Source organism: Mesobacterium pallidum (assembly GCF_019966535.1).
Taxonomy (GTDB): domain Bacteria; phylum Pseudomonadota; class Alphaproteobacteria; order Rhodobacterales; family Rhodobacteraceae; genus Mesobacterium; species Mesobacterium pallidum.
Window position 1 is genome coordinate 266,629 of sequence record NZ_JAIMID010000001.1, and the last position, 14,804, is coordinate 281,432.

16 protein-coding genes are annotated in these 14,804 nt (G+C 67.8%); 13 read left to right on the forward strand and 3 right to left on the reverse strand.

Annotated elements, in window-relative coordinates; translation table 11 throughout:
* Window positions 1–3 precede the first annotated feature (3 nt).
* Window positions 4–1,155 carry an efflux RND transporter periplasmic adaptor subunit gene (locus MF270_RS01205; RefSeq protein WP_238364024.1) on the reverse strand — a complete coding sequence of 384 codons (1,152 nt, stop codon included), beginning with the start codon at window positions 1,153–1,155 and terminating at the stop codon, window positions 4–6.
* A 292-nt stretch (window positions 1,156–1,447) separates the two neighbouring features.
* On the opposite strand from MF270_RS01205, the gene MF270_RS01210 reads away from it, so the two are divergent.
* Window positions 1,448–1,654, forward strand: coding sequence for a hypothetical protein (locus tag MF270_RS01210; protein WP_238364025.1), 207 nt, complete (start codon window positions 1,448–1,450; stop codon window positions 1,652–1,654).
* A 199-nt stretch (window positions 1,655–1,853) separates the two neighbouring features.
* Here the strand turns inward: MF270_RS01210 and MF270_RS01215 are convergent, their stop codons facing one another.
* A complete protein-coding gene (locus MF270_RS01215; protein WP_238364026.1) occupies window positions 1,854–3,479 on the reverse strand; it encodes a XylR N-terminal domain-containing protein in 1,626 nt (541 codons plus the stop codon).
* A gap of 260 nt (window positions 3,480–3,739) precedes the next feature.
* Here MF270_RS01215 and MF270_RS01220 point away from each other — a divergent pair, with 260 nt between their 5' ends.
* The 11 genes from MF270_RS01220 (at window position 3,740) to MF270_RS01270 (ending at window position 13,314) form a co-directional block, all read left to right on the forward strand.
* A complete protein-coding gene (locus tag MF270_RS01220; protein WP_238364027.1) occupies window positions 3,740–4,234 on the forward strand; it encodes a 2,4'-dihydroxyacetophenone dioxygenase family protein in 495 nt (164 codons plus the stop codon).
* Between the two features lie 33 nt (window positions 4,235–4,267).
* Window positions 4,268–5,086, forward strand: coding sequence for an SDR family NAD(P)-dependent oxidoreductase (locus tag MF270_RS01225; protein WP_238364028.1), 819 nt, complete (start codon window positions 4,268–4,270; stop codon window positions 5,084–5,086).
* A gap of 75 nt (window positions 5,087–5,161) precedes the next feature.
* Complete coding sequence (locus tag MF270_RS01230; protein WP_238364029.1) at window positions 5,162–6,457, forward strand: ABC transporter substrate-binding protein; 1,296 nt, start codon at window positions 5,162–5,164, stop codon at window positions 6,455–6,457.
* A gap of 3 nt (window positions 6,458–6,460) precedes the next feature.
* Window positions 6,461–7,195, forward strand: coding sequence for an ABC transporter ATP-binding protein (locus tag MF270_RS01235; RefSeq protein ID WP_238364030.1), 735 nt, complete (start codon window positions 6,461–6,463; stop codon window positions 7,193–7,195).
* Window positions 7,192–7,914 (forward strand): ABC transporter ATP-binding protein, encoded by a 723-nt coding sequence (locus MF270_RS01240; protein WP_238364031.1) that lies wholly within the window; start codon window positions 7,192–7,194, stop codon window positions 7,912–7,914. The genes MF270_RS01235 and MF270_RS01240 overlap by 4 nt, the downstream gene beginning before the upstream one ends.
* Window positions 7,901–8,761: a branched-chain amino acid ABC transporter permease gene (locus MF270_RS01245; protein WP_238364032.1), complete on the forward strand. Its 861-nt coding sequence runs from the start codon at window positions 7,901–7,903 to the stop codon at window positions 8,759–8,761. Before MF270_RS01240 ends, MF270_RS01245 begins: the two co-directional genes overlap by 14 nt.
* 11 nt (window positions 8,762–8,772) lie before the next feature.
* The gene (locus MF270_RS01250) at window positions 8,773–9,765 is read left to right on the forward strand and encodes a branched-chain amino acid ABC transporter permease (protein WP_238364033.1); all 993 of its coding nucleotides are present in this window, start codon (window positions 8,773–8,775) and stop codon (window positions 9,763–9,765) included.
* Entirely contained in the window at window positions 9,765–10,778 is a 1,014-nt protein-coding gene (locus tag MF270_RS01255; protein WP_238364034.1) for a zinc-dependent alcohol dehydrogenase, read from the forward strand. The genes MF270_RS01250 and MF270_RS01255 overlap by 1 nt, the downstream gene beginning before the upstream one ends.
* Before the next feature lie 570 nt (window positions 10,779–11,348).
* Window positions 11,349–11,816 (forward strand): IS66 family insertion sequence element accessory protein TnpB, encoded by a 468-nt coding sequence (gene tnpB / locus MF270_RS01260; protein WP_238364035.1) that lies wholly within the window; start codon window positions 11,349–11,351, stop codon window positions 11,814–11,816.
* A gap of 119 nt (window positions 11,817–11,935) precedes the next feature.
* Window positions 11,936–12,964 carry a LysR family transcriptional regulator gene (locus tag MF270_RS01265; protein WP_238364036.1) on the forward strand — a complete coding sequence of 343 codons (1,029 nt, stop codon included), beginning with the start codon at window positions 11,936–11,938 and terminating at the stop codon, window positions 12,962–12,964.
* The gene (locus tag MF270_RS01270; protein ID WP_238364326.1) at window positions 12,850–13,314 is read left to right on the forward strand and encodes a LysR family substrate-binding domain-containing protein; all 465 of its coding nucleotides are present in this window, start codon (window positions 12,850–12,852) and stop codon (window positions 13,312–13,314) included. The genes MF270_RS01265 and MF270_RS01270 overlap by 115 nt, the downstream gene beginning before the upstream one ends.
* A gap of 254 nt (window positions 13,315–13,568) precedes the next feature.
* Here MF270_RS01270 and MF270_RS01275 read toward each other — a convergent pair whose 3' ends face one another.
* Entirely contained in the window at window positions 13,569–13,811 is a 243-nt protein-coding gene (locus MF270_RS01275) for an enolase C-terminal domain-like protein (RefSeq protein ID WP_238364037.1), read from the reverse strand.
* 546 nt (window positions 13,812–14,357) lie between these two features.
* Between MF270_RS01275 and MF270_RS01280 the strand changes: the two genes are divergently transcribed.
* A complete protein-coding gene (locus tag MF270_RS01280) occupies window positions 14,358–14,792 on the forward strand; it encodes an ABC transporter permease (protein ID WP_238364038.1) in 435 nt (144 codons plus the stop codon).
* Window positions 14,793–14,804 lie beyond the last annotated feature (12 nt).

Consider the following 14,804-nt stretch of genomic DNA (forward strand, 5'->3'; position numbering starts at 1 on the left):
GTCTCAGTCCGCCTGCGCGTCCTGCACGACGCCTGCGGCGTCGATGGTCACCGGCACCGGCGTCACCTGGGCCCCGTCCATCAGGTTGCTGCGCCCGTCGACGATCACCTGGTCGCCCGCCGCGACGCCGCCCGTCGTGATCCAGGCGTTCCGGTATGTCCCGGCCGACGCGATCTCGACCCGTCGCGCCGTCCCGTCGCGCAGGACGAAGGCGGTCAGCGTGCCGTCCGACTGGCGGTCGGTGGCGCGTTGCGGCACCAGCACGGCGGACTGCGTGCCTACCGTGACCTCGACCCGCAGGAACTGGCCGGGCAGGATCATTCGGTCGGGGTTGTCGAACCGGAACCGCAGGTCGACCGACCCGGTGGTGGTCGACACGATCAGCCCGGGACTGACCAACTGGCCGGTGCCGCTGTAGGTCTCGCCGTTCTCGAGCGTCAGCACCGCCTCGAGCCGGTCGCCCACCGTCATGGCGCCGCTGTCGATCCGCGCGCGCACCCGCATGATCCGGGCCGAGCTTTCGGCCACGTCAATAAAGATCGGATCGGTCGCCGTCACCGTGGTCAGCGCGGTGGTCTGGTTCGCCGTCACCAACGTGCCGACCGAGACGGCGGGCACGTCCGCAACGCCGTCGATCGGGCTCTTGATCTCGACCCGGTCAAGATCCAGCTGCGCGCTTTGCAGCGCCGCCTCGGCGCTGCTGAGCGTCGCCCTGGCCTGGGCCAGCGTCGCCCGGGCCGTCTGCAGGTCCGATGTGGTGACCGCCGAGCCCTCGAGCCGCGCGTAGCGGTCGACCGTGGCCTGCGCCGTGTCCACCGCCACCTGCGCGCCGACCCGCTCCGCCTCGGCCGCGGCAAGGGCGGCCTCGTAGCTCGCGGCCTCGAGCCGGAACAGCGTATCGCCGGCGCTGACACGCTGGCCCGAGGGGTAGGGGATCTCTTCGATCATGCCGCTGACGCGGGGGCGGATCTCGGTCTGTTCGCTGGCAACCGCACGGCCGGGCAGGGTCACCGAATAGGGCACGGCGGCCTCTTCGAGCGTCACGACGCCCACCTCCTGAGGCGCCTGCTCCTGCGGGGCCGACTGGGCAGCGGCGCCAAGGGGCAGCAGGGTGAACAGGAGGAGGGGGAGCAGGCGGCTCAGGGGTCGGGTCATCGAAGTCTCTCGGCGGAACGGTTGTTGTGTTGCAGGGACTAACGTGCGGGCCCCGGGCTTCCGTCCGTCCGCGCGTGCACATGGTCTGTGCGGCCATGCGGCCGATGCGCGCCCACGCGCGGGATCACGCGGGGCGCAGGCGGGTCGTGCCAGCGAAACGCGGACGAGCGTATCGACACCGGGGACAGGGATCGCGCCGCCACAGGGCAGCTGAGGCGCGACGGTGTGCAGATCAGGTCCTGTATCGACGGCGCGGGGGGATCGCGAGCCCGGCGATGGCCACCAGTTCTGCGTGTTCGCCGACATCTGCGAGGCGCCGGTCCCGCGGGTCGAACGCGAGGGGCCCGATGGCGAACCCGCGCGGGCCCCCCTTGCCGACATTCTCGTCACGCTCAATGACAGCGGGATCGGGACCACCGGCGCCGTGCGGAGCGGGACCTCCGGCCGCTCCCGGGCGGGTGTCGCATTCGCAGAGCTTGTCCTGGCGGAGGTTGCCTGAGCCGATGGGCCACCGACCGGGCCCCGTGACCGGCGCGTCGCGCTGTGCGGCAGGCGGTCCACTTCGGCTAAGACGCGCTTTTCCCGGACAAATTATCCTCCGGCAGGGCAGCATATCGGGCCAGGGGCAGCGGGGCCCGGTCCGTCAGCCGCCCCGAAGCGTCCCCGCATCAAGTCGCAGGCCTTGTGGCGACCGGCCTTCAACGGGGCGGATCGCCGGCCGCGGTCGTTCCCTTGTCCGTTGCTGCCCTCAGCCGGTAGGCAAGCTGCGGCCGTGTAAGTCCCAGCAGGCGTGCCGTGGCGGCAACATTGCCACCGTTCGCCTCGAGAGCCCCCCGCACCAGAGTCTCGTTCAGCTGGTCGAGCGTCAGCGTGCCATTCGCGAAGGCCGGTGCCAGCAAGATCCACGGATCGGTGCGCTCCCGGCCTGGCGCGCGCGCCGTGTCGACGGCCAGGGCCGCCTCGATGTCGGGGGCGTCGATGGCCTTTGGGTCGGTCGCCAGCAGGGCCGCGCGTTGCAGCAAGGTGCGCAGCTGCGGCAGGTTGCCGGGCAGGTCCAGCCGGGCAATGCGGTCCGTGGCCGCCTCGGTCAGCCGGGCGCGCGGGGCATCGCGCAGCGCCGGCGCGCTCGACAGCACCACCCGCGCCAGCTCGGGCAGGTCGGCGGCGCGTTCGGACAGCGGGGGCAGGGCGACGGGCAGCACGTTCAGCGCATAGGCGAGTTCCGGCAGCAGCCGCCCGTCGCCGGTGATCTGCGCCGGGCTCATGTCCGACAGGGCGATGACCTGCGGCGGCGGGCCCTGGTCGCGCGAGATGAGGTTGAGCAGGGTCCACTGGCGCTCGGTCGGCAGCTCTTCGATGGCCGAGATCGCCACGTAGGCTTCCGAGCTTTGCCCCTGGGCACCCTGCTGGCGCAGGGCCGTCAGCCGTTCGCCCAGCTCGTCCGAGCGGGCATGGACGATGGAAAACGCACCGCGGCGGAACCGTTGCCGGTGCAGCCAGCGCGCGGCGGCCCGGCAGCCGGCTCCGGCCGGGCCGGTGACCAGCGCCGGCACGCCGCTGCGCAGCACCAGGTCGAGCCGGTCGCGTACCGGGCGGATCACCAGGTCGTCGAGGTCCAACGCATCGCCGCGACCGGCCCCGCGGCCGCCGCTGCGCACGGCTGACGCCATGTCGCCGCCGGTCGGCAGAACCTCGTTCAGGAACAGCTGGACAAACGGATCGTCCCGCCCCCAGTCATCCACCGTCTTGCCGACCACCCGGCAGGCCTTGTGCCCCATGGCCGAGCAGCTGGTTTCCTTGAACAGCACCAGCTTGCGGAAGAACGGGCTGGCATAGCCAGCCGCATAGCCCGTCTGCACCCAGCAGACCGGCGCCAGCGCGCGGCCGTGGCGGCGGTGGTATTCGCCCGCCTCGACGGAATCGTGCCAGAAGAAATCGCCCGAGAACCGGTCGGCGTCGAAGTCGAAATCGTTCGAGATCGTCTCGACCCGCACGGTGCCGGTGACCATGTGCAGCCGCGTGCCGGCGGTGAAGGCGTCGCCGGGGTCGAGCTCGGGCCAGGATTGCAGGATGAACTCCGCATCCTCGCGCCCGCTGAGATAGCCCAGCCGCAGCATCAGGATCATCGCCTCGTGCTCGCCGTAGCGGCGCACCAGCTGGTCGCGCAGGTCGCTGCCAAAGGTCGCGCGGGTCATCAGCATCCGCGCGCCGTTCAGCGTGATCGACCCGCGCGTCGGGCTGAACTTGAGCCGGTCGAGCAGGTCGCCCAGCGTCGGGCGGCCGCCGCGGGCCAGGAGGGCGGATTCGTCGGGGCTGATTTTCATGACTGCACTTGATCATATGGTTGATCGGCTGTCACCAAATGATCACGCCGCACTGCGGCGCAGGTATCGGAGCAGGGCAGATTTCCGATGAGATTTCGATGGTAGACGTATGTTAGGAAATGATAAAATCTGCTTTCCTCCATGCTGCGGTGCAAAATTAACGAATTCCGTTTGACGCCAACACGCCGCAGCCCGTTGGATGAATGCCGCACAGCCACCCAGGTTAGGAGGAGACCCAAATGGCGAAACCCGAGCTTATCATGAAGCTGCCCGCAGAACCCCACGAGGCGATGATCAAGCGCTTCGGCAAGGAGGGCGCGTTCATCCCGGGCGACGACAAGAACAACCCCTGGGTGCCTTTCGGCGACAGCGCGGCGATCAAGCACCTGGCCTTTGACATCCGAACCAACTCGGCCGCGAACATCCTCTGGGTCAAGGGCGGCGGCGTGATCGGCACGCACAAGCACCGGGGTGTCGTGTCGGCCGTGACGCTGGAAGGGTCCTGGGGCTACCACGAATACGACTGGGTCGCCCGCCCCGGAGATTTCGTCTACGAGCTGCCAGGCACGGCCCATACGCTGTATTCCGACGATCCCAACGGCATGAAGGCGCTGTTCTGGCTGAACGGCGCGATCGAGTTCTACGACGAGAACGCGAACTACGATTTCACCGCAGACGTGTTCTGGTTCATCGACCATTACGTCAGCCACTGCGAGGCCAACGGCATCGAGATCAACAAGGACATGTTCATCTGACCGAACGGTCGGGGAACCAAAGGGGAGGAGCCGATGTCCTTGCAGACGATGTTCGACGTCGCGGGCAAGTCCGTGATCGTCACCGGGGGCGCATCCGGGATCGGGCGCGCCTATGCCGAGATCATGGTCGAGATGGGGGCCGATGTCCGCATCCTCGACATGGATGCGGCGGGGCTCGAGGCCACGGTGGCCGAGATCGCGGCGCAGGGCTGGCCGGGCACGGTTTCGGGCGCGCAGCTTGACGTCAGCGACCGGGCGGCGCTGGCTGCGGCCTTCGACGCGGTTGCCGCCGATAAGGGGCGCATCGACGTGGTCTTTGCCAACGCCGGGGTCGATGCCGGGCCGGGCTTCCTGTCGCCCGAAGGCGAGCGGGTGCCCGAGGGCCAGATCGACGCCATGCCCGAGGACCAGTGGGACCGCGTCATCGACGTGAACCTCACCGGCGTCTTCATGACCATCCGCAACGCGGCGCGGCACATGAAGCAGACCGGCGGCGGGCGGATCATCGTGACCTCTTCGGTCGCGGCCCGGGTGAACGAGACCATCGTGGGCACCGCCTACATGCCGGCCAAGGCGGGCGTCGATCACCTGGTGCGCAACGCGGCGATGGAGCTGGCGGCGCACGGGATCAACGTCAACTGCATCTCGCCCGGGCCCTTCATCACCAATATCGCCGGCGGGCGGCTCAAGAACAAGGCCGACCGCGAGGCGTTCGAGGCGCAGTCGCTGATGGGGCGGCTGGCCTGGCCGGACGAGATCAAGGGCCTTGCGCTCTTCCTCGCCGCGCCCGCGTCCAGCTATGTCACGGGCGCACAGATGACCATCGACGGCGGCTCGTCGCTGCGCGGCTAGCCGATCGGACCAGCGGGAGGGCTGCCGGGCCCGCGCGACATCCCCGGCAGGTAATCAATGGGAGGAGCTATCAAGATGACCAAGCATGTGAAGAACTGGACCCCGTCCCGCCGCCGCGTCCTGCAAGGGATGGGCGCCTCGGCCGTCGCGCTGTCGGCGCCGAGCATCGTGCGCGCGCAAAGCGCCGGTACGATCAAGGTGGGCTTTCTGACGCCCACGACCGGCCCGCTCGCGCTTTTCGGTGAAACCGACGGCTTTACCGTGGACAAGATCCGCGAGGCGCTGGGCGGCAAGATCACCGGCGCGGACGGCCAGACCTACGATCTGGAAATTCTCGTGCGCGACAGCCAGTCCGACCCGAACCGGTCGGCCGAAGTGGCCGCCGAGCTGATCCTGAACGAAGAGGTGCACATGCTGCTGCCCGCTTCGACCACCGACACGATCAACCCCGCCGCCGACCAGGCGGAACTGTTCGAATGCCCCTGCCTGTCCACCGCGGCGCCCTGGCAGGCCATCGTCTTCCCGCGCGGCGGGGCGGACAATCCGTTCAACTGGACCTACCACTTCTTCTGGGGTCTGGACGAGGCGCTGAACACCTTTGTCGGGCTGTGGAACAGCCTCGAGACCAACCGCAAGGTCGGTATGCTGTTCCCGCAGAACGCCGATGGCGAGACCTGGGGCAACACCGATTACGGCCTGCCGTCGCCGACCCAGGCTGCGGGTTTCGAGATCGACATGCCCGGCTTCTTCCAGCCGCGCACCAACGATTTCTCGTCCTTGATCTCGTCCTTCAAGAACTTCGAGGCGGATATCGTTGGCGGCATCACCTACGTGGACGACCTGACCAACTTCGTGAACCAATGCGCGCAGCAGGGCTTCCATCCCAAGGCGATCACCGTGGCGGCCGCACTGCTGTTCCCGTCCGGCATCGAGGCGCTGGGCGAGCTGGGCGACGGCATGTCCTCCGAGGTCTGGTGGACCCCGGCCTTCCCGTTCCAGTCGTCCCTCACGGGCCAGGTCAGCCGCGACGTGGCCGATGCCTGGGAATCCGAGACCGGGCGCCAGTGGACGCAGCCCCTAGGCTACAGCCACGCGATCTGGGAAATCGCCATCGACACGCTCAAGCGCTCGGCCAACCCGCTGGACCGCGCCGCCAACCGCGACGCGCTGAAGGCCACCGACATGCAGACGCTGATCGGGCCGGTGAACTTCTCGACCGGGCCGCATCCGAACGTGTCCACCACGCCGATCTTCGGCGGCCAGTGGGTCAAGGGCGAAAAATGGCCCTTTGAGCTCAAGATCGTCGACAACAGCGTCAACCCGCTGTTCGAGCCCGAGCAGGCGATGAAGCCGCTGCCCTGGTCGATGTAAGCGATGAGCGACGCGGCACAGGCCGCTCTGCTCACGGCACGCGGGCTGGGCAAGTCCTTCGGGGCGGTCCGCGTGCTGCATGACCTCGATTTCGAGGTCCGGCAGGGCGAAGTTCTTGGCATTCTCGGCCCCAACGGGGCCGGGAAGACCACCCTGTTCAACCTGGTCAGCGGCGACATCCGCGATCATGTTGGGGAAATCCAATTCGACGGAAAGGCGTTGAAGGGCCAGCCTTTTGACCGTTGCAAGGCCGGGATCGGCCGCACCTACCAGATCCCGCAGCCCTATGGCGGCATGAGCACCTTCGAGAACCTGCTGGTCGCGGCGACCTTCGGCGGCGGCATGTCCGAGGCGGAAAGCTATGACCATTGCGTCCGTATTCTGGAAGATTGCGAATTGAGCCAGCGCGCCAACACCAATGCCGGGTCGCTGACCCTGCTCGACCGCAAGCGGCTCGAACTGGCGCGGGCGCTGGCGTCAAAGCCGCGCCTGCTGCTGCTGGACGAGATCGCGGGCGGGCTGACCGATGACGAGGGCAAGGACCTTGTCGCGCTCATCCGGCGCATCCGTGACGGCGGCACCACGATTGTCTGGATCGAACATGTCCTCCACGCGCTTTTCGCCGTGGCTGACCGGCTGCTGGTGCTGAACTTCGGCGAGAAGATCGCCGAGGGCGCGCCCGCCGTGGTGATCGAGGACCCCGAGGTGAAACGCGTCTACATGGGGGTCGAAGCATGAGCCTGCTGTCCACCCACGGCCTGATTGCCGGTTATGGCGACATGCGCGCCCTGCATGGCATCGACCTGGTCGTGAACCCCGGCGAAACCGTCGCCCTGATCGGCGCCAACGGGGCCGGAAAATCCACCCTGTTGCGCTCGATCATGGGCCTGCTGCCCGTGGCTGCGGACATGGTGCAGCTGGACGGCGCGCCCGTCGGCGGCACCCAGCCACACCGCATGGTGCAAAGCGGCGTGGCCATCGTGCCCGAGGGCCGGCGGCTTTTCGCGGGCATGACGGTCGAAGAGAACCTGCGCGTCGCCAGCGAACATGCCGCCGCGCCGCAAGGCCAGCCCTGGACGCAGGAGAGGGTCTATGACCTCTTCCCCATCCTGCGCGAAAAGGCCCGCACGAACGTGGAAAACCTGTCGGGCGGGCAGCAGCAGATGGTCTCTATCGGGCGGGGCCTCTTGGCGCAGCCGCGCGTGCTGCTGTGTGACGAGATCAGCCTGGGCCTCGCCCCCCGCGTGGTGCGCGAGATCTACGAGGCGCTGCCGCAGGTGACCGCCCAGGGCACCGCGCTGGTGCTGGTCGAACAGGACGTCGGCCTCGCACAGCGCGCCTCGCAGCGGCTCTACTGCCTGCTCGAAGGGCGCGTGACGCTGGAAGGCCGGTCAGAAGACATCAGCCGCGACGACATCTCCGCGGCCTATTTCGGAGCAAGCCATGCACTGGATTGAAGGCATCGTGCAGGGCATCCTGCTGGGCGGTCTCTACGCCCAATACGCGCTGGGCATGGCGCTGATGTTCGGCGTGATGAAGATCGTCAACGTCACCCACGGCGACCTGGTGATCCTGCTGGCCTTGATCGGAATCAGCTTTGCGGATTTCGCCGGGCTCGGCCCGTGGAGCGTCCTGGCCACGCTGGTTCCCATCGGCGCGGCCATTGGCTGGCTGCTGCAACGGGCCATGCTGAACCGGGTGGTCGGGAATGACCCGCTGCCCTCGCTGATCGCCACCTTTGGCCTCTCGATCGCCTTGCAGAACGCCATGCTGGTGGTCTGGTCGGCCGACACGCGTTCCCTGTCCGGCGGCGGCATCCAGCAGGCGTCCATCGAGATCGGGCCGCTGTTTGTCGGCGTGCTGCCGCTGATCGTGCTGATCTGCGCCACTCTGCTGACCGGAGGGCTGGACGCCGTGCTGCGCTTTACCCGCTACGGCCGGTCCCTGCGCGCCGCCTCGGCCGACGTGGAGGCGGCGGCCATGGTCGGCGTCAACCCCAAGTCGGTCTATGCCACGGCCACGGCCATCGCGGTCGGCATCCTCGGGTTTGCGGCCACCTTCCAGGCGATGCGGTCCACCGTGGCGCCGGCGGACGGGCCATTCCAGCTGATCTACGCCTTCGAGGCGGTGATCATCGGCGGGCTCGGTTCGATCTGGGGCGCCTTCACCGGCGCGATGATCCTCGGCGTCAGCCAGGCCATCGGCTTCCGCATCAATCCCGGCTTCGGGATCCTCGCGGGTCACATCGTGTTCCTCGCCGTGCTGGCCATCCGGCCGCAAGGCATCTTCCAGCGCAAATCGTAAGGAGCGGGTGCATGTCTTATCGTGTCGAACGCATGACCACGTCGGGCCGCATCGCGCTGCTGATCGGCGCTGTCGCGCTGGGGGCCATCATATCGATGCCCTGGTGGGCCTCGCAGGGGCTGATCCGGGACGTGATCACGCTGGCCTGCTACATCGCAGTGGCGCAGATGTGGAATATGCTGGCGGGCTACGGCGGCCTTGTGTCGGTCGGCCAGCAGGCCTTTGTCGGGGTCGCGGCCTATGCCATGTTCGTGCTGGCGCAGACCTTTGGCGTGAACCCCTTCGTCGCCGTGGGCCTGTCGTTGATCGCGCCCGCGCTGCTGGCGGTGCCGATCTACCTGCTGCTGCACCGGCTCGAGGGGCCGTATTTCGCCATCGGTACCTGGGTGGTGGCCGAGGCGCTGCGGCTTGTCGCCACCAACATGCCGCTGGTCAACGGCGGCGCGGGGATGAGCCTGCGCGTCATGACGCAGTTCTCGGCACATGAACGGGCCATCGCGGGCTCGATCCTCGCCGCGCTGCTGCTGCTGGTGACCGTGGGCGGCAGCTACCTGCTGCTGCGCAGCCGCTACGGCATCGCCCTGACGGCGATGCGCGACAACCCGGTCGCCGCACGCAGCCAGGGGGTCGACGTGCAGCGCCTGCGGTTCTGGATCTTCGTCGCCGCCGCCGTGGGGACAGGCTTTGCCGGGGCGGTCTACTTCATGGTGCAACTGCGCATCACGCCGCCCTCGGCCTTTTCGATGGAATGGGCGAACCTTGCCATCTTCATCGTCATGGTCGGCGGCATCGGCAGCATCGAGGGCGTTCTGATCGGCGCCGTCATCTACTTCTTCGCCGACCGCTGGTTCGGGGAATATGGCGCCAGCTACCTGATCGTGCTGGGCCTTCTGACCCTGATGACCGCGCTCTTCTTCCGCGAAGGGCTCTGGGGCCTCTGGCGGCGCAAGTTCGACGCGCCCTGGTTCCCGACCCGCCGGACGCTTGTGCAGGGAGACCGCTGATGAAAGCCCTTGTCTTCGACGCCCACGGCCAGCCGCTGCGCGAAACCGAGGTGCCCGATCCGACCTGCCGCGCCGACGAGGTGGTGATCTCGGTCTGTCGCTGCGGCATCTGCGGCAGCGATCTGCACATGACCGAGGACCCCGCGACCTTCGGCCTCGGCACCGGGGACGTGATCGGGCACGAGTTCGCGGGCGAGGTGCTCGAGGTCGGGCGCGAGGTGACGGACCTCAAGCCCGGGGACCTCGTGGCCGCCGCCCCGCTGCGCGGATGCGGCGCCTGCGGCCCCTGCCGCAACGGCGACCCGGCCTGGTGCGACAACGGCATGACCCTGATCGGCGGCGGCTACGCCGAATACGCCGCCCTCGCGGGCCGGCAGCTGCGCAAGCTGCCGCAGGGCATTTCGCTGGCCGACGGCGCACTGGCCGAGCCGCTGGCGGTGGCGCTGCATGGCCTCATGCGCTCGGGCATGAAGCCCGGCGACCGGGTGCTGGTCGTCGGCGCGGGGGCCATCGGCCTTGCGGTCGTCTACTGGGCGCGGCGGCTGGGGGCGGGCTGCGTCGTGGCAGCCGACCTGCACGAGTACCAGCGTGACCGGGCAATGGACCTGGGCGCCACGGGGTTCATCACCTCGGGCCCGGACATGGCGCAGCGGGTGGCGGCGGCCTGCGGCGGCGCGCCCGACATCGTGTTCGAATGCGTGGGCAAGGTGGGGCTGATCGACCATTGCATCGACCTTGTCCGCCCGCGCGGCACAGTCTGCGTGCTGGGCCTTTGCGTCGGGACCGACCGGATGGACAGCTTCCGCGCGATCTCGAAAGAGGTGACCATGATCATGTCGGTGTTCTTCAACATGCACGAGTTCGCCAATGCCATCGACGCGCTGGACGCGGGCCGTTTCGCCCCGCAACACTTGGTGTCGGACACGGTGACCCTGGCCTCGGCCCCGGTCGCCTTCGAGGCGCTCAAGCAACGCACGACCGAATGCAAGGTGTTGATCGCACCGGGCGGGTGACGGCCCCGGCCGGGGCGGAGGCGCCGCGGCCCACCGGGCCTCGACCTATGCGGCGGCCGGGCCGGCCCCGGCGTGATCCCGCCCCCCCGGGGAGACTCGGTCGCACAAATCGGCTGACGCCCGTGGTTCCCCTTTCCCGAGGCAGACATCCCATGGCCGCCGCGCCAGGCATGACCGGCGCGCCGTATCGGGCCGCCGCGCCCGCGTGCGTGCCATGCGCCGTCACGCGCGACCTTGATGCCGGGGCCATCCGCCGCCCGGCAGGGCATGTCCCAGCCGTGTCCCGAGAGGGGGGCACGGCTGCCGGGCCCCCTGCGACCCACGATGCGCGATGCCTGCCGCGCGCATCCTCTGACGGCGAGACAGGGTGCTGGCGCCGGGCCAAATCCGGCCCGGGCCAACCGCCCGCAACAGGCTCTCGGCGCCCCCGGGTCGCCTTGCGGAGCGCCACGCCGAGCCGTCCAAGGCACGGCCGGTGCAGGGCCGACAGCAGTTCTCCGGACTGCGGTCGGGGCGCCCTTCAACCGTCCTCTACTGCAGGTTCCGAACGGGCAGGTCGCAGCACGTCTCATGGCAGCCGCGCCCGCGTTCGCGTATGCGGTGACGGAGCCGCGCGTTGATGCCCGTCTCAGGGTGGAAGTGCGTTTCGCAAGGGATGCTCGGACTGCGTGTCGCGGGTCCTTCGGTGTCGAGACGATCGCGCCTGCTGCCGAAACCACGGATTGCCGCGATCGTGCATGCGCTCGGGGTGTCAATGAGATGATGCCGTCCCCTGCTGTCCGCATCCCGTTGGCGACACAGCCGGTCGACATCAGGAAGGGCCAAGACGGGCGCGCCCTGATGGTGCAATCGGTTCAGAAGGAGGACCCGTTCACCGGCACCCTTGTTCGCGTTGGTGCCAGGCGCACCGACAGGCCGAAGATCCTGTTCCCGAACGGCCGTGGCCCGCTGGTGGCTTGTAAGTGGCGGAAAGGGAAGACCTTCACCTCGCCGGCAGTTCCGACCGGCGTGATGGGGTCGAACCCGGCGCAGTGCTAGTATCTCGAGAGTGCGGTCGCCTAAGCCGAGGAGATGCAGGAGACGCAGGCGCCGTCCGTGAACCGGTCCCGGCGTGCGCCCGTGACCACCCGGGTTGGCGCCGAGAGGATCCACCCGGTGTGGTCCTCTTCGACACGCCCGACCGCGCCGCAAAGCACGCGGAGACGATCCTGCGGGGTTGCGGCGGCATCCGGCAACGCGGCGGATACCAGGGCTACAACCGTCTGACGCGTCCCTCCCGCAAGGGCGGCGATCCGGTTCATGTGGCGCATTGTAGGCCCCATTCCCGGCGCAAGCTCAAAGAAGGGCTCGACCGCAACGGCCCCGAGATCGCCGCCGAGGGGGACGCCGGATCACCGAACTCCACAAGACCGAGGCCGCCAGTCGCGGCATGGCACCGGGATGGCAGGCGCGCACCGGCCGCCAACGGACAAGGGAGGTATCGACCGCACCCAGACACGCGCCCGGCACGAAGACGGCGTCGCCACGACGGTGCCTCCGCCCGGGACGTCCGGAAGAAATCCAAGGGGATGTTCGGGAAAGCCGACCGCGTCAAAGAGCCTCATCGCGATGTCATCGGTGCCACCGGTCCGGTCAACAATCACGTCGACATGCCACATGCCGTGCCAAGCCTTGCGATCCCGCGCAGCCGACTTGACGCGCAGCCGAGGGCAGTCCGCACCGTCGAGGCCTCAGCCGCGCCGGGGGTCAGAGTTCAACTTGGGGCGAGCGTGATCGATGCCTGCCTTGGGGACCGTGCGAAAAACCAGGAATGCATGATGGCGGCCATATTGATCCCTTATCGGTATCGGGGGAGGAGCGTGGAACTTCGAAGGCTGACCTGTTTACTCGCCGTGGCGGAGGAGTTGCATGTCGGGCGTGCGGCCGCGAGGCTGGACATCGCGCAGCCTCCGCTGTCGCGCCAGATTGCAGCGCTCGAGGTGGACATCGGAGCGCAGCTGTCTGATCGCTCTCGAAGCCAGATCCGGCTGACGCAGGCAGGCGAGGTGCCGGAGCGTCAGCGCGGGTGTTGGTGGATCGTCTGGATGCTGCCTACAAGAAAGCCCGCCTCGTTGGCGAAGGTGGCGCGGGACGACTGCGTATCGCTTTTGTCGGCTCTGCATCCCATGGTGTCCTGCCCAACCTGATAAAGTCCTGCCGAACACCCTACCCGAATGCCGAGCTGGCGTATTCAGCGATGAACACTGCCGCGTTGCATTCGGCTTTGGTTCAGCGGGAAATCGACCTGGCCGTGGCTCGCCCGGCACTGTCGGATGACGAACTGCGCGCGGAAGCTCTGGTTCACGAGGATCTGATCCTCGCGGTGCCCGACAGCTCGGAAGTTGCTTCGCGCAAGGTGATCCGCCTGGCCGACCTCAACAAAAAAAACGGTTGTCCTTTGTCCTCGCCGACCGCGCCCCTGCTACGCGGACTCGGTCCTCGCCATTTGCCGCGAGGAAGGTTTCAGACCTGCGGCATTGGAACTGGCGCAGGATGACCAGACCGCCATCAGCCTGGTTTTCCTGGGCGTGGGCATTTCGATTGTGCCGGAAAGCGTGTCTCGGACCTCTCGTCGTGGCGGGGTCTTTCGAAAGTATAAGGGGTCAATCCCGGCATCGGACTGACGATCCATGCCAGGCGCGACACCCGATCGGCCAAGATGGCACAGTTCTTTGATGTCGCGCGTAAGTTCACGCGCAAGCGGTGACGGGTCCCGCGGCCGTAGTCACCCAAAAGAAGAAAGCGCAGAGTTCAGGCCTTGCGGGTGGCGTCTTTCAGCGCGTCCATGTCGACCGTGATGCCGGGGCCGGGGCCTTGGGGCAGGTCGACGTGGAAGTCACGGTACGAGATGCCGGAGGCGGCATGATCCTGTCGCAGGATCGATGGACCGAAGTGTTCGCAACCCCGTTCCAGCGCTGGCACGGTGTCGAAGACAGCGAGATGTGCAGCTGTGCCGATCCCCGACTCCAAAAGGCAGCCGCCAAAACGTTCCATCCCGAAGGCGCTGGCGACGTCCGCGGCACGTCTGAGTTCCGGAAGGGCGCCGGTTGTTCCGCTCGCTCACGGTCGAGGAAAGCCTGCTGATCGGCGCGGCTGGCGGGCGCTGGGGCCCATGGTCGCTCGACCAGGTCCATGGTCTGTTCCCGGATCTCATGGCGAAAAAGACCAACCCCGGCACCGCGCTGTCTGGTGGGCACCAACGAATGGTCGCCATCGGGCGCGCGCTGATGTCGAACCCTAGGCTGCTGCCCGGTGACGAGATCAGCCAGGGCCTCGCGCCGAAGGTCATCATGGACATCCACGAGTCCGTGCCCCGTATCCGGGAACACGGCACCTCTATCATCGTGGTTGAACAAGACGTCGGGAGAGCCATGGCCGTTGCGGACAGGGTTCACTGTTTCATGGGGGGCCGCGTGACGCTTTCGGGTACGCCCGACCTATTCACCCGCGCCCAGATCGCACCGGTGTCTTTGGGCATGCAAGAGGATATCGCGTCCGGCAGCCCCCGGTGGTTCCACACCATATGGAAGGGGCCGCCTGATGGTCTGGATCAATGCCATGATCCAGGGGGTCATGCTTGGCGGGCTCCGCGCGCTTTGTGCCGCCGGGCCGAGCCTGATGTTCGGTGTCTTGCGCTTCATCATTATCGCACACCGAGATTTCATCGTCCTTGGCGCCCATGCGATCCACTTTTTCCTTGTTTCATTGGGGCTTCCCGCCGCAATGGGCGTCGTGCCCGTGGTGTTGCTTCTGGCCGCGGCAGGCCATTTGAACCAGCGCGACCTGCGCAATCGGGTGTTGGGTCAATGCATCCTGCTGCCGATCCTCGTGACTTTCGGAATGTCCATCATCCTTGGCGTGGCGCAGGCCATCGGTGCCCAGGTCGACGCGGGCTATCAGATCCTCGCCGTCCACCTCGCCTGCCTCGTCATCCTCATCGTCAGCCCGCGCGGGTTGATGCCGAAAATGGCCTGACCTCATGACGTC